The sequence below is a fragment of the Pseudomonas fragi genome (assembly GCF_900105835.1).
GTDB classification, from domain to species: domain Bacteria; phylum Pseudomonadota; class Gammaproteobacteria; order Pseudomonadales; family Pseudomonadaceae; genus Aquipseudomonas; species Aquipseudomonas fragi.
Genome location: NZ_LT629783.1, coordinates 4,385,672 through 4,410,855, shown reverse-complemented (window position 1 = coordinate 4,410,855; position 25,184 = coordinate 4,385,672). Strand labels below are relative to the sequence as shown.

26 protein-coding genes are annotated in these 25,184 nt (G+C 57.8%); 16 read left to right on the top strand and 10 right to left on the bottom strand.

Going from position 1 to position 25,184, the window contains the following annotated elements; genetic code table 11:
* Positions 1 to 26 precede the first annotated feature (26 nt).
* Positions 27 to 2,171 carry an ATP-dependent DNA helicase DinG gene (dinG, locus tag BLU25_RS20280; RefSeq protein WP_016779720.1) on the bottom strand — a complete coding sequence of 715 codons (2,145 nt, stop codon included), beginning with the start codon at positions 2,169 to 2,171 and terminating at the stop codon, positions 27 to 29.
* 98 nt (positions 2,172 to 2,269) lie between these two features.
* Between dinG and BLU25_RS20275 the strand changes: the two genes are divergently transcribed.
* On the top strand, positions 2,270 to 2,734 hold the full coding sequence (locus BLU25_RS20275) for a CopD family protein (RefSeq protein ID WP_016779719.1): 465 nt from the start codon (positions 2,270 to 2,272) through the stop codon (positions 2,732 to 2,734).
* Between the two features lie 135 nt (positions 2,735 to 2,869).
* Here BLU25_RS20275 and BLU25_RS20270 read toward each other — a convergent pair whose 3' ends face one another.
* The 3 genes from BLU25_RS20270 to BLU25_RS20260 all read right to left on the bottom strand — a co-directional run bounded on the left by BLU25_RS20270 (position 2,870) and on the right by BLU25_RS20260 (position 4,715).
* Positions 2,870 to 3,628 (bottom strand): hypothetical protein, encoded by a 759-nt coding sequence (locus tag BLU25_RS20270; protein WP_016779718.1) that lies wholly within the window; start codon positions 3,626 to 3,628, stop codon positions 2,870 to 2,872.
* Positions 3,621 to 3,899 carry a DUF1145 domain-containing protein gene (locus BLU25_RS20265; protein ID WP_016779717.1) on the bottom strand — a complete coding sequence of 93 codons (279 nt, stop codon included), beginning with the start codon at positions 3,897 to 3,899 and terminating at the stop codon, positions 3,621 to 3,623. Before BLU25_RS20265 ends, BLU25_RS20270 begins: the two co-directional genes overlap by 8 nt.
* Before the next feature lie 126 nt (positions 3,900 to 4,025).
* Positions 4,026 to 4,715, bottom strand: coding sequence for an OmpA family protein (locus BLU25_RS20260; protein WP_016779716.1), 690 nt, complete (start codon positions 4,713 to 4,715; stop codon positions 4,026 to 4,028).
* 157 nt (positions 4,716 to 4,872) lie between these two features.
* On the opposite strand from BLU25_RS20260, the gene BLU25_RS20255 reads away from it, so the two are divergent.
* The 7 genes from BLU25_RS20255 to BLU25_RS20225 all read left to right on the top strand — a co-directional run bounded on the left by BLU25_RS20255 (position 4,873) and on the right by BLU25_RS20225 (position 11,337).
* Complete coding sequence (locus BLU25_RS20255) at positions 4,873 to 5,370, top strand: DUF6231 family protein (protein WP_016779715.1); 498 nt, start codon at positions 4,873 to 4,875, stop codon at positions 5,368 to 5,370.
* 4 nt (positions 5,371 to 5,374) lie between these two features.
* Entirely contained in the window at positions 5,375 to 5,851 is a 477-nt protein-coding gene (locus tag BLU25_RS20250; protein ID WP_016779714.1) for a YchJ family protein, read from the top strand.
* A gap of 22 nt (positions 5,852 to 5,873) precedes the next feature.
* Complete coding sequence (locus BLU25_RS20245) at positions 5,874 to 6,359, top strand: LEA/WHy family protein (protein WP_016779713.1); 486 nt, start codon at positions 5,874 to 5,876, stop codon at positions 6,357 to 6,359.
* 7 nt (positions 6,360 to 6,366) lie between these two features.
* Positions 6,367 to 6,582 carry an SEC-C metal-binding domain-containing protein gene (locus tag BLU25_RS20240; protein WP_037000964.1) on the top strand — a complete coding sequence of 72 codons (216 nt, stop codon included), beginning with the start codon at positions 6,367 to 6,369 and terminating at the stop codon, positions 6,580 to 6,582.
* A gap of 201 nt (positions 6,583 to 6,783) precedes the next feature.
* Positions 6,784 to 7,422 (top strand): glutathione binding-like protein, encoded by a 639-nt coding sequence (locus BLU25_RS20235; protein ID WP_016779711.1) that lies wholly within the window; start codon positions 6,784 to 6,786, stop codon positions 7,420 to 7,422.
* Positions 7,423 to 7,587: 165 nt separating this feature from the next.
* Positions 7,588 to 10,050 (top strand): penicillin acylase family protein, encoded by a 2,463-nt coding sequence (locus BLU25_RS20230; RefSeq protein WP_016779710.1) that lies wholly within the window; start codon positions 7,588 to 7,590, stop codon positions 10,048 to 10,050.
* Between the two features lie 165 nt (positions 10,051 to 10,215).
* The gene (locus tag BLU25_RS20225) at positions 10,216 to 11,337 is read left to right on the top strand and encodes a succinylglutamate desuccinylase/aspartoacylase family protein (RefSeq protein ID WP_029611272.1); all 1,122 of its coding nucleotides are present in this window, start codon (positions 10,216 to 10,218) and stop codon (positions 11,335 to 11,337) included.
* A gap of 13 nt (positions 11,338 to 11,350) precedes the next feature.
* On the opposite strand, the gene BLU25_RS20220 is transcribed toward BLU25_RS20225, so the two are convergent.
* Positions 11,351 to 11,557 (bottom strand): hypothetical protein, encoded by a 207-nt coding sequence (locus BLU25_RS20220; protein WP_016779708.1) that lies wholly within the window; start codon positions 11,555 to 11,557, stop codon positions 11,351 to 11,353.
* A gap of 93 nt (positions 11,558 to 11,650) precedes the next feature.
* Positions 11,651 to 12,217 (bottom strand): dCTP deaminase, encoded by a 567-nt coding sequence (gene dcd / locus BLU25_RS20215; protein ID WP_016779707.1) that lies wholly within the window; start codon positions 12,215 to 12,217, stop codon positions 11,651 to 11,653.
* A 352-nt stretch (positions 12,218 to 12,569) separates the two neighbouring features.
* Here dcd and BLU25_RS20210 point away from each other — a divergent pair, with 352 nt between their 5' ends.
* Positions 12,570 to 12,779, top strand: coding sequence for a cold-shock protein (locus BLU25_RS20210; RefSeq protein WP_002554837.1), 210 nt, complete (start codon positions 12,570 to 12,572; stop codon positions 12,777 to 12,779).
* A gap of 234 nt (positions 12,780 to 13,013) precedes the next feature.
* Here BLU25_RS20210 and apbC read toward each other — a convergent pair whose 3' ends face one another.
* Positions 13,014 to 14,108, bottom strand: a complete 1,095-nt coding sequence (apbC, locus tag BLU25_RS20205; RefSeq protein WP_016779706.1) for an iron-sulfur cluster carrier protein ApbC — start codon at positions 14,106 to 14,108, stop codon at positions 13,014 to 13,016.
* 181 nt (positions 14,109 to 14,289) lie between these two features.
* Here apbC and metG point away from each other — a divergent pair, with 181 nt between their 5' ends.
* The 4 genes from metG to BLU25_RS20185 all read left to right on the top strand — a co-directional run bounded on the left by metG (position 14,290) and on the right by BLU25_RS20185 (position 18,525).
* Complete coding sequence (gene metG, locus BLU25_RS20200) at positions 14,290 to 16,341, top strand: methionine--tRNA ligase (RefSeq protein WP_016779705.1); 2,052 nt, start codon at positions 14,290 to 14,292, stop codon at positions 16,339 to 16,341.
* Positions 16,342 to 16,546: 205 nt separating this feature from the next.
* On the top strand, positions 16,547 to 17,539 hold the full coding sequence (gene rsxB, locus BLU25_RS20195; protein ID WP_016779704.1) for an electron transport complex subunit RsxB: 993 nt from the start codon (positions 16,547 to 16,549) through the stop codon (positions 17,537 to 17,539).
* Positions 17,540 to 17,597: 58 nt separating this feature from the next.
* Positions 17,598 to 18,236, top strand: a complete 639-nt coding sequence (gene nth, locus BLU25_RS20190) for an endonuclease III (protein ID WP_016779703.1) — start codon at positions 17,598 to 17,600, stop codon at positions 18,234 to 18,236.
* A gap of 106 nt (positions 18,237 to 18,342) precedes the next feature.
* The gene (locus BLU25_RS20185) at positions 18,343 to 18,525 is read left to right on the top strand and encodes a PA3496 family putative envelope integrity protein (RefSeq protein ID WP_016779702.1); all 183 of its coding nucleotides are present in this window, start codon (positions 18,343 to 18,345) and stop codon (positions 18,523 to 18,525) included.
* Between the two features lie 85 nt (positions 18,526 to 18,610).
* Here BLU25_RS20185 and BLU25_RS20180 read toward each other — a convergent pair whose 3' ends face one another.
* On the bottom strand, positions 18,611 to 19,237 hold the full coding sequence (locus tag BLU25_RS20180) for a response regulator transcription factor (RefSeq protein WP_029611271.1): 627 nt from the start codon (positions 19,235 to 19,237) through the stop codon (positions 18,611 to 18,613).
* Positions 19,238 to 20,205: 968 nt separating this feature from the next.
* On the opposite strand from BLU25_RS20180, the gene BLU25_RS23485 reads away from it, so the two are divergent.
* Complete coding sequence (locus tag BLU25_RS23485; RefSeq protein ID WP_139803956.1) at positions 20,206 to 20,982, top strand: hypothetical protein; 777 nt, start codon at positions 20,206 to 20,208, stop codon at positions 20,980 to 20,982.
* A gap of 76 nt (positions 20,983 to 21,058) precedes the next feature.
* Here BLU25_RS23485 and BLU25_RS20170 read toward each other — a convergent pair whose 3' ends face one another.
* Together BLU25_RS20170 and BLU25_RS20165 are read right to left on the bottom strand one after the other, a co-directional pair.
* Positions 21,059 to 22,276: an argininosuccinate synthase gene (locus BLU25_RS20170; protein WP_016779698.1), complete on the bottom strand. Its 1,218-nt coding sequence runs from the start codon at positions 22,274 to 22,276 to the stop codon at positions 21,059 to 21,061.
* Between the two features lie 127 nt (positions 22,277 to 22,403).
* The gene (locus tag BLU25_RS20165) at positions 22,404 to 23,309 is read right to left on the bottom strand and encodes a flagellar protein MotY (RefSeq protein ID WP_016779697.1); all 906 of its coding nucleotides are present in this window, start codon (positions 23,307 to 23,309) and stop codon (positions 22,404 to 22,406) included.
* 155 nt (positions 23,310 to 23,464) lie between these two features.
* On the opposite strand from BLU25_RS20165, the gene pyrC reads away from it, so the two are divergent.
* Both pyrC and rnt read left to right on the top strand, forming a co-directional pair.
* Positions 23,465 to 24,511: a dihydroorotase gene (pyrC, locus tag BLU25_RS20160; RefSeq protein ID WP_016779696.1), complete on the top strand. Its 1,047-nt coding sequence runs from the start codon at positions 23,465 to 23,467 to the stop codon at positions 24,509 to 24,511.
* A complete protein-coding gene (gene rnt, locus BLU25_RS20155) occupies positions 24,508 to 25,182 on the top strand; it encodes a ribonuclease T (RefSeq protein ID WP_016779695.1) in 675 nt (224 codons plus the stop codon). Before pyrC ends, rnt begins: the two co-directional genes overlap by 4 nt.
* The last annotated feature ends 2 nt before the right edge of the window (positions 25,183 to 25,184 follow it).

Below are 25,184 nucleotides of genomic sequence, written 5' to 3'. Positions count from 1 at the left end.
AAGCCGGCGATAACGCCGACTCGCACTTAAGAAATTTCGCGCCGAAACGGCGGCAGTGCATTCAGGATCGCCTTGCCATAGCGCTGGGTGACCAGGCGCCGGTCCAGCAAGGTAATGGTGCCGCGATCCTGTTCGGTACGCAGCAGACGCCCGCATGCCTGTACCAGCTTGAGCGAGGCATCGGGCACCGAGATCTCCATGAAAGGGTTGCCGCCCCGGGCTTCGATCCACTCGGCCAGTGCCGCTTCAACCGGATCATCGGGCACCGAGAACGGGATCTTGGCAATCACCACATGCTCGCAGTAGGCACCGGGCAAATCCACGCCTTCGGCAAAACTGGCCAGGCCAAACAACACGCTGGACTCCCCGCCATCGACCCGCGCCTTGTGTTTGTTGAGGGTTTCCTGCTTGGACAGGTTGCCCTGGATAAACACTTGCTTGCGCCAGTCGCGCTCCAGGCCGTCGAACACATCCTGCATTTGCTTGCGCGATGAAAACAGCACCAGCGTGCCCCGCGAGCCTTCGACCAGGGCGGGCAACTCACGAATGATCGCCGCCGTGTGGGCGGTGGCGTCACGGGGGTCAGCCTTGAGGTCCGGCACCCGCAGCACACCTGCATCAGCGTGATGGAACGGGCTTGGCACCACGGCCGTCACGGCGGCCTTGGGCAGGCCCGCGCGCATGCGGAAGCGGTCAAAGGTGCCCAGCGCCGTCAGGGTGGCCGAGGTGACAAGCACGCCGTAGGCTACGTTCCACAAATTGCGACGCAGCATCTCGGCGGCCAGGATAGGGCTGGCGTTGACCTCGATATCGAACAACGAACCGCTTTCAGCCAGGGTCAGCCAGCGCGCCATCGGCGGGTTGTCCTCCGGGTCTTCAACGGTAAAGGCGGTCCATAACTCCCAGTTGCCCTGGGCACGGGACAGCAAACTGCCAAACAGCGGATACCACTCCTCAGCCTGGTTGCTGGTGATGCCGATATTCACCTCACCGTCCATGCCGTCCTTGAGAATCTCGGTCAGGCGGGTGAACAGGTCAGTCAGGCGCGAGAAGCCTTTTTTCAGCTCGATGCCCATTTCACGCAAGTGATCGGGAATCAAGCCACCAATAAAGCGGTGGCGCGGACGCTCGCGGCCTTCGGGCTCCTCACCGACTTTGAAGTCGGCAATTTGCTCGCAGGCACTGAACATGAACTGTTGCTGGGCCTTGATCTCCTTGGCCAGCTCCGGCACTTGCTCCAGCAAACGCCCCAGGTCGCCCGGCAACGGGTGCTGGGCCAGCAGTTTGGTGAGGTTCTTGGCGGTTTGCTCCAGCCAGTCGGCGGTGGAGCGCAAGCGGGTGTAATGGGCAAAATGGCCAATGGCCTTGTCTGGCAGGTGATGGCCTTCGTCGAACACATAGACCGTGTCACGGGGGTCGGGCAATACCGCGCCGCCGCCCAGGGCAAGGTCAGCCAGGACCATGTCGTGGTTGGTGACGATCACATCGACCTTGCTCATGCCTTCGCGGGCCTTGTAGAAGGCGCACTGGCCAAAGTTGGGGCAATGGCGGTTGGTGCACTGGCTGTGATCGGTGGTCAGGCGCGCCCAGTCCTGATCCTCAAGGGCCTGGGGCCAACTGTCGCGGTCGCCGTCCCACTTATTGCCGGCCAGCTTTTCGATCATGCTGGTAAACAGCTTCTGGCTGGCTTCATCGACTTCGATCTTGAAGCCTTCTTCCTCGAACAGCTGCGCCGTCGCGGTTTGCGCGTGGCCCTCTTGCAGCAGCATGTCGAGTTTGGACAGGCACATGTAGCGCCCGCGCCCCTTGGCCAGGGCAAAGCTGAAGTTCAGCCCGCTGTTGCGCATCAGGTCGGGCAGGTCCTTGTAGACGATCTGCTCCTGCAGGGCGACTGTCGCGGTGGCTACCACCAACCGCTTGCCTGCGGCCTTGGCCACCGGAATGGCGGCCAGGCAGTAAGCCACGGTCTTGCCGGTGCCAGTGCCCGCTTCTACAGCGACCACAGCCGGGTCGCCACTGCGGTGGTTTTCTTCGTCGGTGTCGATATCGCCCAGCACCTTGGCCACTTCAGCGATCATCAAACGCTGACCGTAACGGGGCTTGAGGCTCTTGGATTCGAGAAAACGCGAGTATGCGCCCTGGATCTGGGTTTTGAGTTCGGTACTAATCATGGTTCTTCGGGCGCAAGAAACGCTGGATAAATTTTCAGTGGTTCGAATGACCGCTATCATACCCCGCTAATTCATCCCGCGCCGAACGGAGTACCTCAATGACCGCCTTTGCCCTTGCCTACAGTCTGCATGTATTGGCTGCCCTGATTTGGGTAGGCGGCATGTTTTTCGCCTGGATGATCCTGCGCCCGGCGGCTATCAAGGCCCTTGAAGGCCCGGCACGGTTAAAACTGTGGGTAGAAGTGTTTCAGCGTTTTTTTGTGTGGGTGTGGATCGCGGTAGTGGTTTTACCGATCAGCGGTGTGGGTCTTCTGCAAATGCGCTTCAACGGTTTTGAAACGGCGCCACGCTATGTGCAGATCATGATGGGCTTGTACATCGTGATGATGGCGCTGTTTATCCGCATTCAATCGCTGCAGTTGCCTGAGTTGCGCAAAGCCGTCGAAACCCAGGAATGGGCGGCGGGTGCAGCGGTGATGGGGCGGATTCGCCGGCTGGTGGGGTGCAACCTGATTGTGGGACTGGTATTGGTGGCGATTGCGGCGGCACGGCCGACTTTTTGAGCAGGGCTCGGATTCTATAGGCGCCGCGAAACCTGTGGGAGCTGGCTTGCCTGCGATGGCATCACCACGATTTGTCTATCAGACCGCGTCGCCTGTATCGCGAGCAAGCCCGCTCCCACAAAGAGAGCGAGAAAGCTACAACCGCTGGATAGTCACTGCACCTGCCGTACCCGCTTCCCCCGGCTGCCCGGCCAGGCCCGGCTTGCCGGACTTGCCACCATCGGTGCGATACACCACACAGCCCTTGGCCTTGCCGCCTGCACCTGCGCGTCCGGCCTCGCCCGGTTTACCACCGGCACCGCCGTCAACCCGCACACTGACCTGCTCGGCCGGGTAGTCGCGAGGCAGTTCAACCCGCACCTGCCCGCCCGCAGCACCGGGTTGTCCGTTGCCACCATTGTCGCCATTGGCTCCGGAGCCCGCCGCGCCCCAGGTGCAGCCTGGCTCTTCGCCATTGCCGCCATCAAGCCCGGCAAACCCCGGCGCGCCCGTACCGCCACGCGCATCGATGGACAATTGCGGCGCTTGCAGTGACTCGATGCGCAGGTTCAGGTCCCGCGCTGGCCGCGCAGGCTTCTCGAAGGTTCCGCTGGCGCCGCGCGCATTGATCTGGCTGCCTTCGCCCAGATCGGCACGCGCCACCCGCAGCTCGATGCCGCGCTCGGCAGGAACAATGGTGATACGGGCTTCACGGCCCAGATGCAACTGGTCGATCTCGACCCGGGTAATGCCGGCCGGAATCAATAACGTGCCGTAGTCGGCCACATCGAGTTTTTCCAGGCGCAATGCACTGGCGTTCGCGGGCAGGCGCATCATCGAGTTGGCTTCAACCGAGACCACCTCGGCGTGAGCAAAAGGGCTGCACAAGGCAGCCAACAAACATAACTTACGCATGGCTGGCATCTCGTTCGTGGGAGGCAGAAAGGCTGTGGGCGTGAAAAAAACCAAACACAAGAATCAACAAACGGTCACGCCAGGGATGGCGACGGCCCTGCAGGCGGGTCGTGTAAAACAGCACCTCAAGCACATGGGTCAGCAGCAACAGGCTGGCAACCAGGTTGACCAACACATCGAACGGGTTGATCAACGGCTGGTACAGATTGCTCAGCACTACGGCCCAAAAAATCAGGGTCAATGCCTTACCCAGCCCCCAGAGCACCTTCATATATCCGCCTTTAGCCTGTTCTTTGAGCGCACATTAACGGCTTGTACAAGCAAGGCGCCATAGACCGTTATAAAAAGATTCGCCGCGATTTCGCCATGCCAGGACAAAACCGCGGCGCCCCCAGGCTCAACGAATGATCAGAATCTCGGTACGCCGGTTCTGGGCGCGACCCTCAGGGGTCTGGTTGCTGGCCACAGGGTTCGACTCACCGCCACCCTCTACGGCAATAAACTGGCTGCGCGGCACACCGCTGTCGATCAGGTACTCGACCACTGAGTGAGCGCGTTCTTTGGACAGCTTCAGGTTGTAGGCTTCGTTGCCCACGCTGTCGGTGTAGCCGGTAACCTTGAGGCGGGCATTGGCAGCGTCCTTTTTCAGGCGGGCGGCCAGGGCATTGAGTTTGTCCTTGTCGGCAGCCGTCAAGCGAGCGGAGTTGAACTCGAAATTCACATCACGCACGACGATGAGTTCTTCCTTGATCACTACCTTTTCAACCACTACCACCGCCACTATCGGACAACCCGTCGCGTCGACTGCCACGCCTTTAGGGGTGTCGGGGCATTTGTCGCGACTGTCCATGACGCCATCGCCATCCGCATCGCCATCACCGTGAACCCAGCAGTACGCCGCCGCCATGCCTGCACCAAACAAGGCCCCGCCCCCGGCCCAGGCCGAGCTGTTTATCGCGCCCAACGCCGCCCCGCCCACGCCGCCGACTGCGGCACAGGTGGGCCAGTCGGTTTTTTGCAACCCGGCACAGCCCGTTAATACACTGGTGAGAACAACCAGAGGTACTGCTGTTCTGATGATGCTCATAAAGGGGTCTCTCCTGAGGGTCGGCGTTTGGCCGATGCAACGCAAAGTAAAGACTGCGCTCAGGGTATGCGCCAGCAAAGTGACCGTAGCGGCAACTGCCCACTAGGCCGCGCGGCTTGCGCAGGCTAGTCTTGGACGCTCCAAGTGAGGACCTTCAATGACCCCCGGTATTTCTACACGCACGCCCCAGCAAGCACTGGCGGCATTGCTTGACCGTTATGCGCCACAGCGCCTGCTCGTGGTCGGCGCCGGCAGCTTTCCGGCCCTGGCCGCCTTTGAGGCAGCACACCCCGAGGCGAAGGTGGCCCGCGCCGCGCCCGGCCCGTTGCCCGCAGATCTTGCAGCACAGCGCTTTGACCTGGCACTGGTGATCGACTGCCTGGAACACTTGCCCAAAAACAGCGGGCTGCAATTGCTGGGCGGCATTCGCAACCTGAATGCCAGCCGCCTTGCCGTGCTGGCGGATCTCACAGCCTGCAATTGGAAAGAAACCGACTTTTTCGCCCTAGCCCTACAAAGTAATGAGCGTTTTCAGCGTGACGACCAAGTACTGACACTCTTTACTTATGACTTGCGCGAATACAAACAAGTACCCGACTGGCTCAATGCCAGGTTTTGGGCCAACCCGGAAAACTTTGGCAAGTATTGGTGGTAACCCGATGAGCACATCCATTTGCCCCTGCGCCAGCGGTAATCTGCTGGACGCCTGTTGCGGCCACTACCATGCAGGGCACCCGGCCCCCAGCGCAGAAACCCTCATGCGCTCACGCTACAGCGCCTATGTACTGGGGCTTGTCGACTACCTGGTGGCCACTACGCTGCCTGTGCAGCAAGCCGGGCTGGATCGCCAGGCTATGGCTGACTGGAGTGCGCAAAGCACCTGGCTGGGCTTGACTGTTGAAAGCAGCGAAGTGTTCGGCGGCCAGCCGGAACACGCCTTTGTGACCTTTACTGCACGCTGGCACGACGCCAATGGCGAGCACAGCCACCGCGAGCGCTCATCCTTTGTGCAAAGCGCCGGGCGCTGGTACTTCATCGACCCCACCGTGCCGCTCAAGGTCGGACGCAACGATGCTTGCCCATGCGCCAGCGGGCTGAAATTCAAAAAATGCTGTGCCGGCTTTTTCGGCCAATAGGCTGGACTCTGAGGGTTAAACAATGGACGTGCGGGCTCGAACAATAAAAACCATCGCCCTGGCCATGCTGCTGACGGTGTCGGGATGCACCTCCTGGTTCGACTCGGCCGACAAGGACCCGGACGTACACCTGGTCAAGGTCGAGCTGGTGCAGGCCAAACTGCTGGAGCAGCGCTTCAAGCTGCACATGCGGGTCGACAACCCCAATGACTCGACCCTCACTGTGCGCGGCCTGAGCTATACCCTGTATCTGGGTAGCATCAAGCTGACTGAAGGCGAGAATGAGCACTGGTTCAGCGTGCAACCCAAAAGCAGCGCCGACTATGTGATCCCGGTGCGCACCAACCTCTGGCCGCAGGTGCGCCCGCTGGTCAAATTGCTTGAAACACCCGACCAGCCCATCCCCTACCGGCTCGAAGGCACACTGCAAACCGGCCTGTTCTACGGTTACGACGTGCACCTGACGCGCAAAGGCGAGATAATCCCCGGCGATTTTATTCCAGAGTGATTAAGCAATGACCCAACAACCCCACGTTCATGGCCCCGACTGCAACCACGATCATGATCATGGCCACACCCATGACCACGATCACGATCACGGTCATGTACATGGCCCGCATTGCGGCCATGCGCCTCAGGAGCCAGTGCGCAACGAGCTGAAAGACGTTGGCCGCAACGATCCTTGCCCGTGCGGCAGCAGCAAGAAATTCAAGAAGTGCCACGGCGCCTGATCCCTCGGGACGCTGTGCAAACGCCGCACTTGCCTTGAGCCAGTGCGGCGTTTGTGTTTTTGCTTTATGAAAAATCCGCTTCACAGGCCATGAGCGGCTTTCATCCGACGCGCTTTTGGGAGTAAAACTGACAGCCCACAGTCGACAAGCGCCACTGTTGGCCGTCAGTCGCTGGGTGAACATTCCCTTCTGGAGCCCTTCATGATCGATCTTTATTACTGGACCACGCCCAACGGCCACAAAGTCTCATTGTTTCTTGAAGAAGCTGGCCTGCCCTACAAGGTTCATCCGATCAATATCGGCAAGAACGAACAGTTTGCTCCGGACTTTTTGAAAATAGCCCCCAACAACCGCATCCCGGCCATTGTCGACCAGGCCCCTGCCGACGGCGGCGAGCCGCTGTCCTTGTTCGAATCCGGGGCGATCTTGCTCTACCTCGCGGAAAAAACCGGGCAATTCCTGCCCAAGGACCTGCGCGGTCGGCAAATGGCCCTGCAATGGCTGTTCTGGCAGATGGGCGGCCTGGGGCCAATGGCCGGGCAGAACCATCACTTCAACCGCTTCGCGCCGGAAAAAATCCCGTATGCGATCAAGCGCTACACCGAAGAAACAGCCCGTTTGTATCGCGTGTTGAACAAACAGCTGGAAGGCCGCGAGTTTGTTGCAGGCGCCGAATACAGCATCGCCGACATGGCAATTTACCCGTGGATCGTGCCCCATGAATGGCAGGGTCAGAACCTGGATGACTTCCCGGCGCTCAAAGCGTGGTTCCAGCGGGTCAAGGCGCGCCCGGCTACACAACGTGCCTACGCACTGGTGGATAAAATCAACCCTATGTAGCCGCTGCCGCAGGCTGCAATGGGTCGCGCAGCGGCCCCGGGATTTTAAAGCCCCCGCAGACCTTGTCGCAGCCCGCGACAACGCCTGCAGATAGCGCTTGCACGGTGTCATCGGCCTCACTAACGTAGCGGCTTTCGATGACACCACCCCCGCAGGAGCTTTGCCATGGCCTCGCCAGCCCTTATTCACTATCTACCCCGGTTCGGCGTTGCCGCGGCAGTGGTCAGCCTGCTGGGCCTGACCGGTTGCCAGATAAACAACCCTGCTTCTGAAAGCCTGGTGCCAGCCTCCGGCGTGCAACCGCTCAAGGGCCTGGCGCAGAATGTATCGGTACGCCGCAACAGCCAGGGCATGCCGCTGATCGAAAGCAGCAGCTTCCATGACGCCCTGTTCACTTTGGGTTATGTGCATGCCGGTGACCGTATCAGCCAGATGGTGCGCTTGCGCTTGCTGGCCCAGGGCCGACTGGCCGAACTCAACGGCGTCGACGCCCTGGAAAGCGACCGGTTGATGCGCACCATCAATCTGAAAAAGAGCGCTGATGAGCTTTATAAAAGCGCATCACCGCGCCTGAAAAAGTTTTTCGAAGTCTACGCCCGCGGGGTCAACGCCTACCTGTTCCGCTACCGCGACAAACTGCCGGCCGATCTGGCGCAGGCCAGCTACAAGGTCGAGTACTGGAAACCCGAGGATTCGGCGCTGATTTTCAGCCTGTTGAACTTCGGCATGTCAGCCAACCTGCAAGAAGAGCTCAACGCCCTGGCGCTGGCGCAAAAAGTCGGCACCGACAAACTGCCCTGGCTGATGCCCACTTACCCCAACGAAGCCTTGCCCGCCAGCGAAGCCGACAAGCTCAAGGGCCTGGCCCTGGGCAGCCAGCTGCAAGGCTTGAGCGGCGTGACCCAGGCCCTTGAGCAGGTTAAACAACTGAGCCTGCCAGGCGTTACGGCATCCAGCGACTGGGCCATTGGCCCACAGCGCAGCCGCAGCGGCAAGAGCCTGCTGGCCAACGATATCCATCAGCCCATAGGCGTGCCTTCGGCATGGAGCTATGTGCAGATTCGCGCCCCTAAATACCAGGCTGCCGGGGCAACCATTGCGGGCTTGCCGACGCTGTTTGCCGGCTTTAACGGCAAGGTGGCATGGGGCATGAGCCTGGCGATGGGCGATAACCAGGATGTATTCCTGGAGAAGCTCAAACGCCAGGGCAGCAGCCTGTACTACATGGCGAACGGCAAGTGGCTGCCAGCGACAGTGCGCAACGAAACCTTTTTCGTCAAAGGCCAGCGGCCGATTCGCGAAGTCGTATACGAAACCCGCCACGGGCCGTTGCTCAACAGCGCCCTGGGCAGCCCCAATGCCCTGAACAGCAGCCTGGGGCTTGCCCTGCAAACCCCGGACCTGCAAGACGACAAAACCCTCGACGCGTTTTTTGACCTGTCCCGTGCGCAGAACAGCGAAAAAGCCTCGGATGCCAGCCGCGAAATCCGCGCTGTGGCACTGAACCTGCTGTACGCCGACGCCAGCCATATCGGCTGGCAAGTGACCGGACTGTACCCCAACCGCCGCGAAGGCCTTGGCCTGTTCCCGTCACCGGGCTGGGAGGGCCGCTACGATTGGGAAGGTTACGCCGACCCGATGCTGCATCCCTACGACCAGGACCCGGTCCAGGGCTGGCTGGGTGCCGCCAACCAACGTACAGCCGCTTATGGCTACGGTATGCAACTGTCCAACTCGTGGCTGTCCCCTGAGCGCAGCGAACGCCTTGCGCAACTGGCAGGCAGCGGCAAGCAGGACGCCCGCAGCATGATTGCCATGCAGTACGACCAGACCACCCTGTTCGCGGCCAAGCTGAAAACCATGTTCACCGCCCCCGGCATGGCCCAGCCGCTCAAGCAGGCCATCGCTGCCTTGCCCGCAGCAGACCAGGCCAAGGCCCGCGAAGCCCTCGGCCGACTGCTGGGCTTTGATGGCAAGCTCAGCCCCGGCTCAGCGGATGCTGCGCTCTATGAACTGTTTTTGCAGGAAAGCACCCGGCAGATCTTCCTCGATAAACTCGGCCCCGAGAACAGCGCCAGCTGGCAGGCCTTTGTGGCCAACAGCAACCTGTCTTACCCGGCCGTGGCCGATCATTTGCTGGGCCGCGAAGACAGCCCTTTCTGGGACGATATCCGCACCGCGCAAAAAGAAGACAAGCCAGCGATTCTCGCTCGCACCCTCGCCGCTGCCATCAGTACCGGTGACAGCCTGATGGGTAGCGATCACAAGGCCTGGCAGTGGGGCAAACTGCATCAGTACCTGTGGCGCAACGCCAGTGGCCAAACCGTGCGAGGCCCGGTCATGGCCGGCGGCGATCACACCACCCTCAACACGGCGGCCTACAACCTCGCCGGCACAAACTTCGCCGTCACGCAGATCCCGGCCATGCGCATGATCATCGACTTTGGCCAGGTCGAACCGATGATCGGGCAAAACAGCACCGGCCAATCAAGCAACCCGGCCAGCCCGCACTACACCGACGGCATTGACCCGTGGCTTAAAGGGCAGTACATCAGCTTCCCGATGCAGCCACAAAACTTCGACAAAACCTACGGCAAAACCCGCCTGACCCTGGTTCCAGGCAAGTAACCGCCAACCACTGGCAGCCCTCTCCTGCACAAAGTCGGGAGAGGGATTATGCTTGCTGATACGGCGTAATTCTTTAGTTGCATGACACCCATCATGTGCCTGGATTGGGGCGATGGGCTCGCGCACCACTGCCTGGCCAGCCCCCTGGCTCACAAGGACGTTCCCATGCAGCGACATCAAATTCATCCCTTGCTGGCACCGGTTCCAGGCACTGAGCGGCTGATTCACAGCTTTCATTACGGGCCAGCCCGGCCACGCGGCAAGATCTATATCCAGGCCTCACTGCATGCGGACGAGTTGCCCGGAATGCTGGTTGCCTGGCACCTCAAGCAGCGCCTTGCAGAACTGGAGGCGGCCGGGCGCTTGCTCAGTGAGATCGTCGTCGTGCCAGTGGCCAACCCGGCTGGCCTCGAGCAGATAGTGATGGATATCCCGCTGGGCCGCTACGAACTGCAAAGCGGGCAGAACTTCAACCGCAACTTCCTGGACCTGAGCACGCAGATTGGTGACGCCCTTGAAAGCCAGCTCAGCGACGATCCCGCACAAAACCTGCAGTTGATTCGCCGCCAGTTGCGAGAATTGCTCAGCGCACAAGTGCCGGGCACACAGCTGCACTCGCAACGCCTGACCCTGCAAACACTGGCCTGCGATGCCGATATGGTGCTGGACCTGCATTGCGACTACGAAGCCGTCGTCCACCTGTACACCACGCCGCAAGCCTGGTTGCAGGTCGAACCGTTGGCGCGCCACCTGGGCGCCCAGGCCAGCCTGCTGGCCACGGATTCCGGCGGGCTGTCGTTTGATGAGTGTTTCACCCTGCTGTGGTGGCAATTACAGCAACGTTTCGGCCATTGTTACCCTATTCCCCAGGGCAGTTTTTCCGTCACCGTCGAGTTGCGCGGCCTGGCAGACGTCAACCACAGCCATGCGCAGCACGATTGTGAGGCGCTGATCGATTACCTGATTGATTTTGGCGCGATTGACGCAGAGTCCAGGCCGTTGCCGCCCCTCCTCTACCCTGCGACGCCCCTGGCCGGTGTAGAACCGGTGGCCACGCCTGTGGGCGGACTGCTGGTATTCAATGCCAGGCCCGGGGAATATCTCTGCGCAGGCCAGCTGATAGCCGAAATCATTGACCCGATCAGCGACAAGCTCACGCCGGTTTATTGCTCCAGCGCAGGGTTGCTATACGCCCGTTCTCAAAGGCGAATGGCCACCGCCGGCATGGTGATTGCCCATGTGGCAGGCCGTGAGGCCTACCGTAGCGGCTATCTGCTATCGCCTTGATGCCATGACAGGCTCAGGCCACCGGGGCAGGTGGCGGCTCATCAGGCAGCGTCGGCACGCCCGGTTCGGGTTCGATCGGTTGTGGGGTATCGGGGTCAGGCTGGCCGGGGATGCCACCTGCATGCAACTGGGGAAAGGCCAGCAGAGACCACGCCAGCAGCCCTACCTGATTGGGCTCAAGGTTTGCCAGTTGGGCGCGGATACTCGGATCAATCTTCATGAGGCACTCCTGAGCGATGATCCGGCTCGCTGGATGCGTAACCGGAAATACACTCCATAGAGTGCATTTTCGCTCAAGAATTCCCGCTGTTCGTCAGGTGCGAGGTAAGGTCACGCCGCGCTGGCCCTGATACTTGCCGCCACGGTCCTTGTACGACACTTCACACTCTTCGTCAGATTCGAAGAACAGCATTTGTGCCACACCTTCATTGGCGTAGATCTTGGCCGGCAATGTAGTGGTGTTGGAAAACTCCAGGGTCACATGACCTTCCCACTCAGGCTCAAGCGGCGTCACGTTAACGATGATGCCGCAACGTGCGTAGGTGCTTTTACCCAGGCAGATGGTCAGCACGTTACGAGGAATACGGAAGTATTCAACGGTACGCGCCAGGGCGAAGGAGTTGGGCGGAATGATGCATACGTCGCTGGTGACATCGACAAAGCTGCCCGCATCGAAATTCTTCGGATCAACGGTCGCCGAGTTGATATTGGTGAAGACCTTGAACTCGTTTGCGCAACGAACGTCATAGCCGTAGCTCGATACGCCGTAGGAAATCAGACGGTTCTCGCCTTCTTCACGCACCTGACGCTCGACGAAAGGTTCGATCATGCCGTGCTCTTGCGCCATGCGGCGAATCCACTTGTCTGGTTTGATGCTCATGGCGGGTGTCCTGAATAGCGAGGTAGAAAATTCTGTTGGGCATCTTACCGCCCCCCAAGGCCCGGTTCAAAAATCTGCGGAAAAAATATCGAAAATAGCGTTGGATCCCCTGAATACAGGGTGTGAGGGTAACCGTCAGTCACGTTTTTAGAGAAACCTTCGCAAAGACCCTTTGCACGTTCTGAAAAAAGCGTTAAGGTGGCGCCACTGTGTTGCTTGTGTCACTGAGAATCTCTACACGATATGTTGAATTTCGATCCAACCATCTCCAAGAATTTTTCCTGCTCTTTGCACTCAGTCTCGGCCAGGGCTTTTCCTGCGTCGCAGTTATCTTTGTTCAAGGAGTTACACCATGTCTAATCGCCAAACTGGTACCGTTAAGTGGTTCAACGATGAAAAAGGCTTCGGCTTCATCACTCCACAATCCGGTGACGACCTGTTTGTTCACTTCAAAGCAATCCAATCCGACGGCTTCAAAAGCCTGAAAGAAGGCCAACAGGTTTCTTTCATCGCTACTCGCGGTCAGAAAGGCATGCAAGCTGAGGAAGTTCAAGTTATCTAACTTGTACTGATCCAGTAAAAAACCCCGCCCTCAAAAGCGGGGTTTTTTTATGCCTGCACATTTGTAGCAGTTGACGAGCAGTGCGAGGCTACGTCCGAGTGCGAAGCGCTCGCAAAACCATTCAGCCTCGGTGTTTCAGCCATATCCCATGCATCGGATTAACGACTGCTGCGCAGCCGAACGCAGCCTCGCAGAGCTCGTCAGCTGCTACGAGGCCTTGCGCCCTGTTAAATATCAATCATCGCTGGTCGTAATGGTTGGCATCGCCTGCGAAGCCGCCTCCTGCAGGACAATACGCGCCCCCACCTGACGGGCCAGCTCCTGATAAATCAAGGCAATCGGGCTGTTCGGATCGGCAACCGCCGTCGGCTTGCCGTTATCGGCCTGCTCGCGGATTTCCATCGACAGCGGCAACGAGGCCAATACCTCAACGCCATATTGCGTCGCCAGCTTCTCGCCACCGCCCTCGCCAAACAGATGCTCGGCATGACCGCAGTTCGAACAAATATGGACTGCCATGTTCTCCACCACACCCAGCACCGGAATGTTCACCTTGCGGAACATCTCGACACCCTTGCGCGCATCCAGCAAGGCCAGGTCCTGCGGCGTGGTGACAATCACCGAACCGGTCACCGGGACTTTTTGCGCCAGGGTGAGCTGGATATCACCGGTACCCGGCGGCATGTCGATGACCAGGTAATCGAGATCATTCCAGGCCGTCTGCGTAACCAGCTGCAACAATGCCCCCGAGACCATCGGGCCGCGCCAGACCATCGGCGTGTTGTCGTCAGTCAAAAAGGCCATCGACATCACTTCAACACCGTGGGCCTCAATCGGCACAAACCACTTCTGATCACGGATCTTCGGCCGCGTACCTTCGGCAATACCGAACATTACGCCCTGGCTTGGCCCGTAGATGTCTGCATCCAGGATGCCCACTCGCGCGCCTTCACGCGCCAGTGCCAGCGCCAGGTTGGCGGCAGTGGTGGATTTACCGACCCCACCCTTGCCAGAGGCAACGGCGACGATGTTTTTCACATTGGCCAGGCCCGGAATTTGCGCCTGCGCCTTGTGCGCGGCAATCACGCAGCTGATCTCGACCTTTGCCGAGGTCACGCCATCCATGTTTTCAATGGCCATTTGCAACACTTGCGCCCAACCGCTCTTGAACAAACCGGCGGCATAACCCAGCTCAAGCTGAACACTGACGCGCTCGCCCTGAACCTCAATGGCGCGCACGCACCCGGCACTGACCGGATCCTGGTTCATGTAAGGGTCGGTGTATTGGCGAAGGACGGCCTCCACTGCTGCGCGATTGACTGCGCTCATGAGCAACTCCCGTAAAGACTGAGTAAAACAGGCCGCTATCGTACCTGTAATAAACCACCCGCAGCAGGCTTTTGAGTCGGTCAAAAACAGCACAAACAATCAGATACACCGCCACGGGGTGAAATATATTGCCCGGCGCTTTATAGTGGCCGACCACCGTCTCATCAAGTAGCCGAGCCCCATGTCCGAGCCACGCAATATCTTAGTCACCAGCGCCCTGCCCTATGCCAATGGTTCCATTCACCTTGGCCATATGCTTGAGTACATCCAGACTGATATGTGGGTGCGCTTCCAGAAACTTCGCGGCAATCAGTGCACCTATGTCTGCGCAGACGACGCCCACGGCTCGGCCATCATGCTGCGCGCCGAGAAAGAAGGCATCACCCCCGAACAGCTGATCGCCAACGTCCAGGCTGAACACAGCGCCGACTTTGCCGATTTCCTGGTCGACTTCGACAACTTCCATTCGACCCACGCCGAAGAAAACCGTGAGCTGTCGAGTGCGATCTACATCAAGTTGCGCGAAGCCGGACACATTGCCACTCGTTCGATCACCCAGTATTTCGACCCGGAAAAGAAAATGTTCCTGGCCGACCGCTTCATCAAGGGTACCTGCCCGAAATGCGGCACTGAGGATCAGTACGGCGACAACTGCGAAAAATGCGGCGCCACCTACGCGCCAACCGACCTGAAGAACCCGAAATCGGCGATTTCCGGCGCCACCCCGGTGCTCAAGGATTCCGAACACTTCTTCTTCAAGCTGCCCGACTTCGACGCCATGCTCAAAAGCTGGACGCGCAGCGGTGCCCTGCAAGATGCCGTCGCCAACAAGATCGCCGAATGGCTGGATACCGGCCTGCAACAGTGGGACATCTCCCGTGATGCGCCGTACTTCGGCTTCGAGATTCCGGACGCACCCGGCAAATACTTCTACGTATGGCTGGACGCGCCAATCGGCTACATGGCCAGCTTCAAGAACCTTTGCGCACGCCGTCCTGAACTGGACTTTGACGCGTACTGGGCCAAAGACTCCACCGCCGAGCTGTACCATTTTATCGGCAAGGACATCGTCAACTTCCACGCCCTGTTCTGGCCAGCCATGCTCGAAGGCGCGGGCTATCGCAAGCCAACCGCCATCAACGTTCACGGCTACCTGACCGTTAACGGCCAGAAAATGTCCAAGTCCCGCGGCACGTTCATCAAGGCCCGCACCTACCTGGACCATTTGGCCCCGGAATACCTGCGCTACTACTACGCCTCCAAACTGGGTCGTGGCGTCGATGACCTGGACCTGAACCTGGAAGACTTCGTTCAGAAGGTCAACTCGGACCTGGTGGGCAAAGTGGTTAACATTGCCAGCCGTTGCGCAGGCTTTATCCACAAGGGCAACGCCGGGGTCATGGTCGAGGGCAATGCGGCTCCCGAACTGACCGAAGCCTTCCTGGCCGCTGCACCCAGCATTGCCGAAGCGTATGAAGCCCGTGACTTTGCCCGTGCCATGCGCGAAATCATGGCCCTGGCCGACCGCGCCAACGCCTGGATCGCCGACAAGGCGCCGTGGGCAATGGCCAAGGTCGAAGGCAAGCAAGCGGAAGTCCAGGCGGTATGCGCCCTGGGCATCAACCTGTTCCGCCAGTTGATCATCTTCCTCAAGCCGGTCCTGCCTGTACTGGCAACCGATGCAGAAGCGTTCCTGAATGTTGAACCACTGATTTGGGACGACCACAAGACGCTGCTGGCCAACCACTCGCTGAACGCCTTCAAGCCACTGCTGACCCGTATCGACCCGGTCAAGGTCCAGGCCATGACCGACGCTTCCAAAGAAGACCTGGTCGCCAGCCAGACCGACACCGGGAGCGCTGTGCCACAAGGTAATGGCGAGCTGGTGAAGGAGCCGCTGGCCGCAGAGATCGAGTTTGATACCTTTGCTGCCGTGGATTTGCGCGTAGCGCTGATCCTCAAGGCTGAAGCGGTTGAAGGCGCCGACAAGCTGCTGCGCCTGACCCTGGATATTGGCGACGAACAACGCAACGTGTTTTCGGGAATCAAGAGTGCCTACCCGAACCCGGCCGAGCTCGAAGGTCGCCTGACCATGATGATCGCCAACCTGAAGCCGCGTAAAATGCGCTTCGGCATGTCTGAAGGCATGGTGATGGCTGCCGGCCCTGGCGGTGAAGAAATTTACCTGCTCAGCCCGGACAGCGGCGCCAAGCCTGGTCAACGTATCAAGTAACACCGCCCCTTTGCACCGTCTGGTGGCCTGCAGGCCACCAGACGCTGTTGATCAGTAGCCGCCCTTCCCGTCATGCCGGATAATCAGCAGCATTTGCCAAGCTGAACGATCCTGCACGCATGCTTGACCGTAACGCCCCCTATTTATCTCTGCGCATGTTGAGCGTCGCCCGGTTGCGACCCGCTGTAACTGGACTGATCACACCATGAGCCTGATTCAACGTATTGATGCATTATTGCCGCAAACTCAATGCGGAAAATGCGGCCACCCCGGCTGCAAACCCTATGCGCAAGGCATTGCCCAAGGCGAAGCCATCAACAAGTGCCCGCCTGGCGGGGCCGAGACCATCGCTGCACTGGCCAGTTTGCTCAGGGTTCCCGTGCTGCAACTGGACACTGAGCGCGGCCAGGCTCCGGCGCAAGTGGCCTATATTCGCGAGGCCGAATGCATCGGCTGCACCAAATGCATTCAGGCCTGCCCGATCGATGCCATTCTTGGCGCCGCCAAGCTGATGCACACCGTGATTGTCGATGAATGCACCGGCTGCGACCTCTGCGTAGCGCCCTGCCCGGTGGACTGCATTGAAATGCGCCCGCTGCCTGCCAATGTCATCCCGATTGTCGGAGGCCTCGCTCAAACTGCAGAGCAGTTCAGCGCCCGCAACCAGAAACGCGAGCATGCCCGCAGGCGCTATGAGCGGCGCGACGAACGCCTGCGCCGCGAAGAGCAACACCGGCAAGCCGAACGCCTTGCCCGTGCCCAGCGCCCACCTGCAGAGGCCATCAGCGGCATGCAAGCCGAAGTCGGCGGGGCAGCCAGTGATACCCCCCATGACGCCGCGCTAAAAAAGGCCAAGGTCACCCTGGCTATGGCCCGCGCGCAACTGAACAAATCGCTCAAGGCATTCGGGCATCCCCCGATCGCCCAGCAGCAATCCCAACTGGTGATACTGCAACAGCAGTTTGAGTCTGCGCAGCAGGCACTGGCGCAACTGGAGTCAACCCCGCAAGCCTTGGCACCCGCGCCGCTCGCCAATACAGCTGAACTCAAGCGCGCCAAAATCCAGCTGGCCATGCGCCGCGCCGAACTCAAAAAAGCCATTAACCAAGCGCTTTCCAGCACCGAGCTGAGCCTTTTGACTGACGCTGTTACTCAGGCAGAGTCCAGGCTCAATGCGCTGGATCCTGGCAAGGCTTGAAAAATTCATATAAGCGCCCCACCGTTTAACAGACAGCTCTTCAGGAACGTTTTTAACCATGAACGCCGCAAAGCGCCTTGAAATATTTCGCCGGTTTCACGAAGACAATCCTGAACCTAAAACTGAACTGGCCTACACATCGCCTTTTGAACTGCTTATCGCCGTGATCCTGTCGGCACAGGCCACTGACGTCAGCGTCAACAAGGCAATGGCCAAACTGTTTCCGGTCGCCAATACCCCAGAAGCCATCTACGCTCTGGGAGTAGATGGGCTGTCGCAGTACATCAAGACCATAGGCCTGTATAACAGCAAGGCCAGGAACGTCATTGAAACCTGTCGCTTATTGATTGAGCGCCATCACAGCCAGGTCCCACAGACCCGTGAAGAGCTTGAAGCCTTACCCGGAGTAGGGCGTAAAACAGCAAACGTTGTGCTCAATACCGCGTTCCGGCAACTGGCAATGGCCGTAGACACCCATATTTTCAGGGTCAGTAACAGAACCGGTATTGCCCCCGGTAAAAACGTAGTGGAGGTCGAAAAAAACCTCATGAAATTCGTTCCAAAACCTTACCTGCTGGACGCCCATCACTGGCTTATCCTGCACGGGCGTTATGTGTGCCAGGCGCGCAAGCCACGCTGCGGCAGCTGCCGCATAGAGGACTTGTGCGATTTCAAAGAAAAAACCTCTGATGATTGAGCGATAGAGATTTTATAGACTGATCGATTGAGAAAATCTTTTTTACCCGCGTCGCGATTATCGCTATAAGGGGCGCCATTGACTGTCTTAGCCTGGAGTGAACTGAATGAGCACTGGCAAAGAAGAACTGGAAGTAGAGGAAGATTTTGCAGTCGTCGATTCGGACGAAGTCGTAGAACCTGTTGTAGAGGTTGCCAAAACCAATTTGGCCAAACGCCGCACCATTGACGCACTGCTGGAAGAAAAACGGCTCAGAAAAGAGCTGGAAGATTATGGCTACGACCTGTAACCCGCAGACACGATATTAAAAGCCTCCTGTAGCGGAGGCTTTTTATTCTGGGGGCTTTGGGTATCACATCTTCATGCCCCTCTCTTCACACCAGCCCATTGCGCTGTGCCAGCTCAATCAAATCTACAAGTGAACGGGCATTGAGTTTCAGTAAAAGTCGCGTTTTGTAGGTGCTTACCGTTTTATTGCTCAGAAACATGCCATCCGCAATTTCCTTGTTACTCTTGCCTCGCGCCAACTGCTGCAACACCATCATTTCTCGCCCAGAAAGGCGATTGACCATATCGGCTTCACTGGCATTCCCCAAGCTTGAACGCACCGAGTGCAAGGCTTGATTGGGGAAATAACTGTAACCAGACAGCACTGCCTTGATTGCACTCAACAGCTCGGTCAGGTCCTGCTGCTTGCAGACATAACCAGCAGCACCCGCCTGCATGCACCGCATGGAAAAATGACCGGGTGCTTGCGAGGTCAATACCAGCACCTTGATAGGCACTGCCGGCGTAGACAACCGTGCTATAACTTCAAGCCCGTCAAGCTTTGGTATCCCTATATCCAGAATTACAATATCAGGCGCATATTCACGCGCTAGTTGCAAAGCATCCACTCCATTATCCGTCTCGGCAATGACCTCGTAGCCATGTCGTTCCATGAGCATACGTACAGCAAGACGAATTACAGGATGATCATCCACGATCAGCACTTTATTCATGGGCCATTCCAATTTATAGCTATTCGAATTATCTGAACCAGCACCATAGCCTAGTCGTAACAGACTGGGCATAGCACCCCCCCCAAGCATTAATAACCAAAGACAATTCCTACAAATATTGAAGATTCAACCTACAGAAATCACCCATATAAACTAAAGATCCATACTTACTCCGCAGTTGAGCCGCTGCATTCAAGGCTGCTCCTGGACCACAAAAACAAACCCCGGCATACACTAGCACTGTGTTCACCTGACCTGTAAAAAGCGCGCAAAAACAAAACCAAAGTAAAGATATAACGCGAACCCATAACTCGCCGAAAACAGATTGATCCAACTACACCACTCACCTCCAATTAGCAAAAAATACTACAAAGATCTATCAACCACCATAAAACACATAAAACCACGGAGTCACACACCAATAGTTGCCCAAACTGAAATCTACTATTTTTCGACGGGAAAATATTACAATTTCATACTTACAGAATAGGACTACAAATCATTAGGAAAATCCCCAAACATAAAATCATATCCAAACAAAACCCGGTATTCTCCAGCCAAGTGCAATACACACCAGCCAAAACAATAAGTCGACAGGGGCAGCCACAACCCGCAACTCGCCACACTCGAGCGCTTTATTGACTCACCCGACTAAAAAACTTACATATACCTACAGAAAAAACTTAACCCTTCATTAAACCCTCTGAAATGGCGACATCTTTCCTACACACAAAGCATTATTAACCAAGCAATCGTCAACGCTGTTCATCGGGCAACCTTCAAGCGCCTGCCATTGATTTGCGGGTTCAAAAAAACACGGCTAATTTGAAAAATATTACCCGACACCCACCACACTACCGGTTCAATCGCCAGGCTTGCGTATTGCCAGCAGTGGATTCCTCGATTGCCCTATACCACCACCCACGTCTTTTTCCTGCCCACGCCACCTTTCACTTGCAGGTACGCCCATGATCAAAAACAGCATAAAAGCCAATAACCCACTCACCGTTATCGCGATTTTCTCAATGTTAACGGAGGCTTCTGCGGCAGTATCGTTGCCCTATATCGACAGTGAACATCAAAAAATATATGTCTGGTTTCTTATAGTTTTTCCAACATTGCTGATCATCTTGTTTTTCCTGACCCTGAACTTCAACAACAAAACGCTTTACACCCCTGCAGACCTGTCCAAGGCCGACCACACTCATGGGGGAGCGACACGCTCTTGCGGCCCCCCAGCGGAACAAACCCGCTTGCCTGGGGGCACAGCAATAGCCGCACAGTTTTCTCCCCCCCTCCACTTTTCAGGCTTCCCGTATAACGCATATAGCCCGCCAAACTTGTTATTTCTCCCCCAAGGCCACAGAGTTTATGACAGCGACCCACCCCCACTCCCTGGCTCCGAGAAACCCGGTGCAACGCTCGCTGCAAAAAGTCATGCGGTCATGGAAGCAACAGAGTTTAAGAAACTTCATCTTATTGACCTGAATCATCCCCACTTGCGCGCCCCTCAGCAAAGCCCCCCCGAACAGGTGCTGCACATTTATTACAAAGCCACCCGCAAGGACAAACACAACCACAAGCATGACGTACTGCTACTGCTCACCAACCAGCACTCCCACATCGCACCACAGGCCTTTAAACTGGCCATCGACAACTTCAAATATACGTCAGTCATTGCCCATACAACCATTATCAGCTACAACACCGACGCCCACAGGCTGGCCATACTCAACCCTGCCTGAGACGCTCCTCAGTACCGCAATTCCAGGCAAAAAAAACCCCGGCCAATTGGCCGGGGTTTTTCTGTACGGGCGCGAATCAGAACAACTTGCGGCCTTTGTTTGCAGCAATGCGCATGCGCAATGCATTCAACTTGATAAAGCCGGCTGCGTCAGCCTGGTTGTAAGCGCCGCCGTCCTCTTCAAAGGTTGCGATGTTGGCATCAAACAACGATTCATCAGACTTGCGACCGGTAACAATCACGTTACCCTTGTACAACTTGAGGCGAACAACACCGTTAACGTGAACCTGGGAAGCATCAATCATCTGCTGCAGCATGATGCGCTCAGGGCTCCACCAGTAGCCGGTGTAGATCAGGCTGGCGTACTTGGGCATCAACTCGTCTTTCAAGTGAGCCACTTCACGGTCCAGAGTAATCGACTCAATGGCGCGGTGAGCACGCAGCATGATGGTGCCGCCCGGGGTTTCGTAGCAACCACGGGACTTCATGCCGACATAACGGTTCTCAACGATGTCGAGGCGGCCGATGCCGTGTTCGCCACCAATGCGGTTCAACGTTGCCAGAACAGTCGCAGGTGTCATCTCAACACCGTCCAGCGCAACGATGTCGCCGTTACGGTAGGTCAGTTCCAGGTACTGCGGCTTGTCAGGAGCGTTCTCTGGAGAGACGGTCCACTTCCACATGTCTTCTTCGTGCTCGGTCCAGGTGTCTTCCAGCACACCGCCCTCGTAGGAGATGTGCAGCAAGTTGGCATCCATCGAGTACGGGGATTTTTTCTTGCCGTGACGCTCGATCGGGATTGCATGCTTTTCAGCGTAATCCATCAGCTTTTCACGCGAGAGCAAGTCCCACTCACGCCAAGGAGCAATCACCTTCACCCCTGGTTTCAAGGCATAAGCGCCCAGTTCGAAACGAACCTGGTCATTACCTTTACCCGTTGCACCGTGGGAAATGGCATCTGCGCCTGTTTCGTTGGCGATTTCAATCAGGCGCTTGGCAATCAGCGGACGTGCAATGGAAGTACCCAGCAGGTACTCGCCTTCGTAAACGGTGTTGGCGCGGAACATCGGGAAAACGAAGTCACGAACAAACTCTTCGCGCAGGTCATCAATGTAGATTTCCTTGACGCCCATGGCTTGCGCCTTGGCGCGTGCAGGTTCGACCTCTTCACCCTGACCCAGGTCAGCAGTAAAGGTTACGACTTCACAGTTATAAGTATCCTGCAGCCACTTCAGGATCACCGAAGTGTCCAGGCCGCCCGAATAAGCCAGAACGACCTTGTTTACGTCCGCCATGCCATCACTCCACGGGTTGTTCGAAAAGCCGAACAGTCTACCGCCCATATCCATGAATTTACAGAGGCGCGACAGCTTAAGACGACAAAGCGACAGTTTATATCAAAGACGCGACGAGGCCGTTGCCTCAGGAAATGGCCGCAGGGTTACTGACGCCTACAGAAGGCGCAGCTTTTTCAGGCACTGGTAACCGCTCCAGCCGGACGCTAACCCGGCGATTTTTCGCACGGTTTGCCCGGCTGGTATTCGCCGCCAAGGGGTATTGCTCACCGTGGAAGCGCACCGTGATCTGCGATTCCTGCAGGCCGTTCTGCTTGAAATACTCCATAACCGCCAATGCCCGGCGTCGTGACAGTTCACGATTGGTCAGGCGATTGCCCTGGTTATCGGAATACCCGTCGAGAATGACATGGTTGACGCCAGGGTCTGCCTTCAAATAGTCGACCATGACCTGCAAGTTGGCCCGGGCCTGCGCGTCCAGTTCGGTCCCGCCTCCGGGGAAACCGATCTGGCTTTGTCTGACCTGCTCAAAGTTTTTCGGTAACAGCTTGGCGGTACAGGCCTCGTAATCGCCGTAAGCCTGGCGAAACCTGGCAGGCAGCAGGCGTACTTCCGAGACATTACCCTCACGGGAGTAATGCCTGACCAAAGGGCTGCGTCCCTCAATCAAGCCGCGAAACAAATTGGCGGCCTGGGCCTGTGAACTGTTGAAAAGCACTTGCCCACGACCAATGCGCACCGAGCCCAGGTCAATATCGCCACGGCCCGGTTGCCACGGCGCGGCGGCGGCCAAGAGCTTGGCAGAGCCCTCGCCCAACATGCCGTTGTAGGTATTAAGACGAAACACAGCCTGTTCGCCTGCACGTCTTACAAAAGCGCCAGAACCAAAATCGGTGATGGGCTGAATCAGACGGCACTCGAACTTGTCACCTTCCACTTTCCATTCGATATTCTCCAGCCGCGTCTGAAAAGTCAGGGCCGTGGCCGGCAGGCTGGCAAACATACTGAGCAGGATGAGATAACACTGGCGCACGGGAGGCTCCACAGGCTTGTACTGCAAAAAAACAGGCCACAGATTTACGGCATACTCATCAGCTATCGGTCAGCAATCACAAAACTTGATAGCGAGTGCCTGACAGAGTCTTTTCCGGTAGCATTCACTTCAGTTCGACCCGCCTGGAATCCCCAATGTCTGACCGCCTGACCCTGCTGCGTCCCGACGACTGGCATATACATCTTCGCGATGGTGCCGTGTTGCCTCACACTGTCGCGGATGTAGCGCGCACTTTTGGCCGCGCCATCATCATGCCAAACCTGGTACCTCCGGTGCGTAATGCTGCCGAGGCCGACGCTTATCGCCAGCGCATCCTCGCTGCTCGCCCCGCCGGCAGCCGCTTCGAGCCGCTGATGGTGCTGTACCTCACCGACCGTACCCAGCCAGAAGACATTCGCACGGCCAAGGCCAGCGGATTCGTCCATGCTGCCAAGCTGTATCCGGCAGGGGCAACGACCAACTCCGACTCCGGTGTAACCAGCATCGATGCGATCTTCCCGGTTCTGGAGGTCATGGCTGAAGTCGGCATGCCTTTGCTGATCCACGGTGAAGTCACCCGCGCCGGCGTAGACGTCTTTGACCGCGAAAAGATCTTCATCGACGAGCATATGCGCCGCGTTGTAGAGCGTTTCCCAACACTGAAAGTCGTGTTTGAGCACATCACCACCGCGGACGCGGTGCAGTTCGTCAACGAGGCTTCGGCCAACGTCGGCGCAACCATTACCGCTCATCACCTGCTGTACAACCGCAATCACATGCTGGTTGGCGGCATTCGTCCGCACTTCTACTGCCTGCCGATCCTCAAGCGCAACACCCATCAGGAAGCCCTGCTGGATGCGGCCACCAGCGGCAGCGCGAAGTTCTTCCTGGGCACCGACTCGGCACCTCACGCCCAGCACGCCAAGGAAGCCGCGTGCGGTTGCGCCGGTTGCTACACCGCCTACGCTGCCATCGAGATGTATGCCGAAGCTTTCGAACAGCGCAATGCGCTGGACAAACTGGAAGCCTTTGCCAGCTTGAATGGCCCGCGCTTCTACGGTCTGCCCGTCAGCACCGAACACATCACCCTGGTTCGCCAGGAGTGGACTGCCCCAACCAGCCTGCCTTTCGGCGCGCTGACCGTAATTCCGCTGCGCGCCGGTGAAACACTGCGCTGGCGCCTGCTGGAGGAACAGCTGTGAGTGACGACCATTATGATGACGAACACGAAGGCGGCCACGGCGGCGGACCACGCCACCCGATGGCAGAGCGCTTTCGCGGTTATCTGCCGGTCGTAATCGATGTTGAAACCGGCGGTTTCAACAGCGCTACCGATGCCTTGCTGGAAATTGCTGCCGTCACGATCGGCATGGACGAAAGAGGCTTCGTGTTCCCCGAGCACACCTACTTCCACCGTGTAGAGCCGTTTGAAGGCGCCAATATCGAAGCCGCCGCCCTGGAGTTCACCGGGATCAAGCTCGATCACCCGCTGCGCATGGCCGTCAGTGAAGAGACCGCCCTGACCGATATCTTCCGCGGTGTACGCAAGGCCCTGAAAGCCAATGGCTGCAAACGCGCCATCCTGGTGGGCCATAACAGCAGCTTCGACCTGGGCTTCCTGAATGCCGCTGTCGCGCGCCTGGACATGAAGCGCAACCCGTTCCACCCGTTCTCCAGCTTCGACACCGCGACCCTGGCTGGGCTGGCCTATGGCCAGACCGTCCTGGCAAAAGCCTGCCAGGCCGCTGACATCGATTTTGATGGACGTGAAGCACACTCGGCACGTTACGACACCGAGAAAACCGCCGAGCTGTTCTGTGGCATCGTCAACAGCTGGAAACAAATGGGCGGCTGGAAAGACTTCAACGACTGATC

Coding starts and splice junctions, on each gene's coding strand:
- dinG (WP_016779720.1), bottom strand. CDS start 2,171: ATGATTAGTACCGAACTCAAAACCCAGATCCAGGGCGCATACTCGCGT.
- BLU25_RS20275 (WP_016779719.1), top strand. CDS start 2,270: ATGACCGCCTTTGCCCTTGCCTACAGTCTGCATGTATTGGCTGCCCTG.
- BLU25_RS20270 (WP_016779718.1), bottom strand. CDS start 3,628: ATGCGTAAGTTATGTTTGTTGGCTGCCTTGTGCAGCCCTTTTGCTCAC.
- BLU25_RS20265 (WP_016779717.1), bottom strand. CDS start 3,899: ATGAAGGTGCTCTGGGGGCTGGGTAAGGCATTGACCCTGATTTTTTGG.
- BLU25_RS20260 (WP_016779716.1), bottom strand. CDS start 4,715: ATGAGCATCATCAGAACAGCAGTACCTCTGGTTGTTCTCACCAGTGTA.
- BLU25_RS20255 (WP_016779715.1), top strand. CDS start 4,873: ATGACCCCCGGTATTTCTACACGCACGCCCCAGCAAGCACTGGCGGCA.
- BLU25_RS20250 (WP_016779714.1), top strand. CDS start 5,375: ATGAGCACATCCATTTGCCCCTGCGCCAGCGGTAATCTGCTGGACGCC.
- BLU25_RS20245 (WP_016779713.1), top strand. CDS start 5,874: ATGGACGTGCGGGCTCGAACAATAAAAACCATCGCCCTGGCCATGCTG.
- BLU25_RS20240 (WP_037000964.1), top strand. CDS start 6,367: ATGACCCAACAACCCCACGTTCATGGCCCCGACTGCAACCACGATCAT.
- BLU25_RS20235 (WP_016779711.1), top strand. CDS start 6,784: ATGATCGATCTTTATTACTGGACCACGCCCAACGGCCACAAAGTCTCA.
- BLU25_RS20230 (WP_016779710.1), top strand. CDS start 7,588: ATGGCCTCGCCAGCCCTTATTCACTATCTACCCCGGTTCGGCGTTGCC.
- BLU25_RS20225 (WP_029611272.1), top strand. CDS start 10,216: ATGCAGCGACATCAAATTCATCCCTTGCTGGCACCGGTTCCAGGCACT.
- BLU25_RS20220 (WP_016779708.1), bottom strand. CDS start 11,557: ATGAAGATTGATCCGAGTATCCGCGCCCAACTGGCAAACCTTGAGCCC.
- dcd (WP_016779707.1), bottom strand. CDS start 12,217: ATGAGCATCAAACCAGACAAGTGGATTCGCCGCATGGCGCAAGAGCAC.
- BLU25_RS20210 (WP_002554837.1), top strand. CDS start 12,570: ATGTCTAATCGCCAAACTGGTACCGTTAAGTGGTTCAACGATGAAAAA.
- apbC (WP_016779706.1), bottom strand. CDS start 14,108: ATGAGCGCAGTCAATCGCGCAGCAGTGGAGGCCGTCCTTCGCCAATAC.
- metG (WP_016779705.1), top strand. CDS start 14,290: ATGTCCGAGCCACGCAATATCTTAGTCACCAGCGCCCTGCCCTATGCC.
- rsxB (WP_016779704.1), top strand. CDS start 16,547: ATGAGCCTGATTCAACGTATTGATGCATTATTGCCGCAAACTCAATGC.
- nth (WP_016779703.1), top strand. CDS start 17,598: ATGAACGCCGCAAAGCGCCTTGAAATATTTCGCCGGTTTCACGAAGAC.
- BLU25_RS20185 (WP_016779702.1), top strand. CDS start 18,343: ATGAGCACTGGCAAAGAAGAACTGGAAGTAGAGGAAGATTTTGCAGTC.
- BLU25_RS20180 (WP_029611271.1), bottom strand. CDS start 19,237: ATGAATAAAGTGCTGATCGTGGATGATCATCCTGTAATTCGTCTTGCT.
- BLU25_RS23485 (WP_139803956.1), top strand. CDS start 20,206: ATGATCAAAAACAGCATAAAAGCCAATAACCCACTCACCGTTATCGCG.
- BLU25_RS20170 (WP_016779698.1), bottom strand. CDS start 22,276: ATGGCGGACGTAAACAAGGTCGTTCTGGCTTATTCGGGCGGCCTGGAC.
- pyrC (WP_016779696.1), top strand. CDS start 23,465: ATGTCTGACCGCCTGACCCTGCTGCGTCCCGACGACTGGCATATACAT.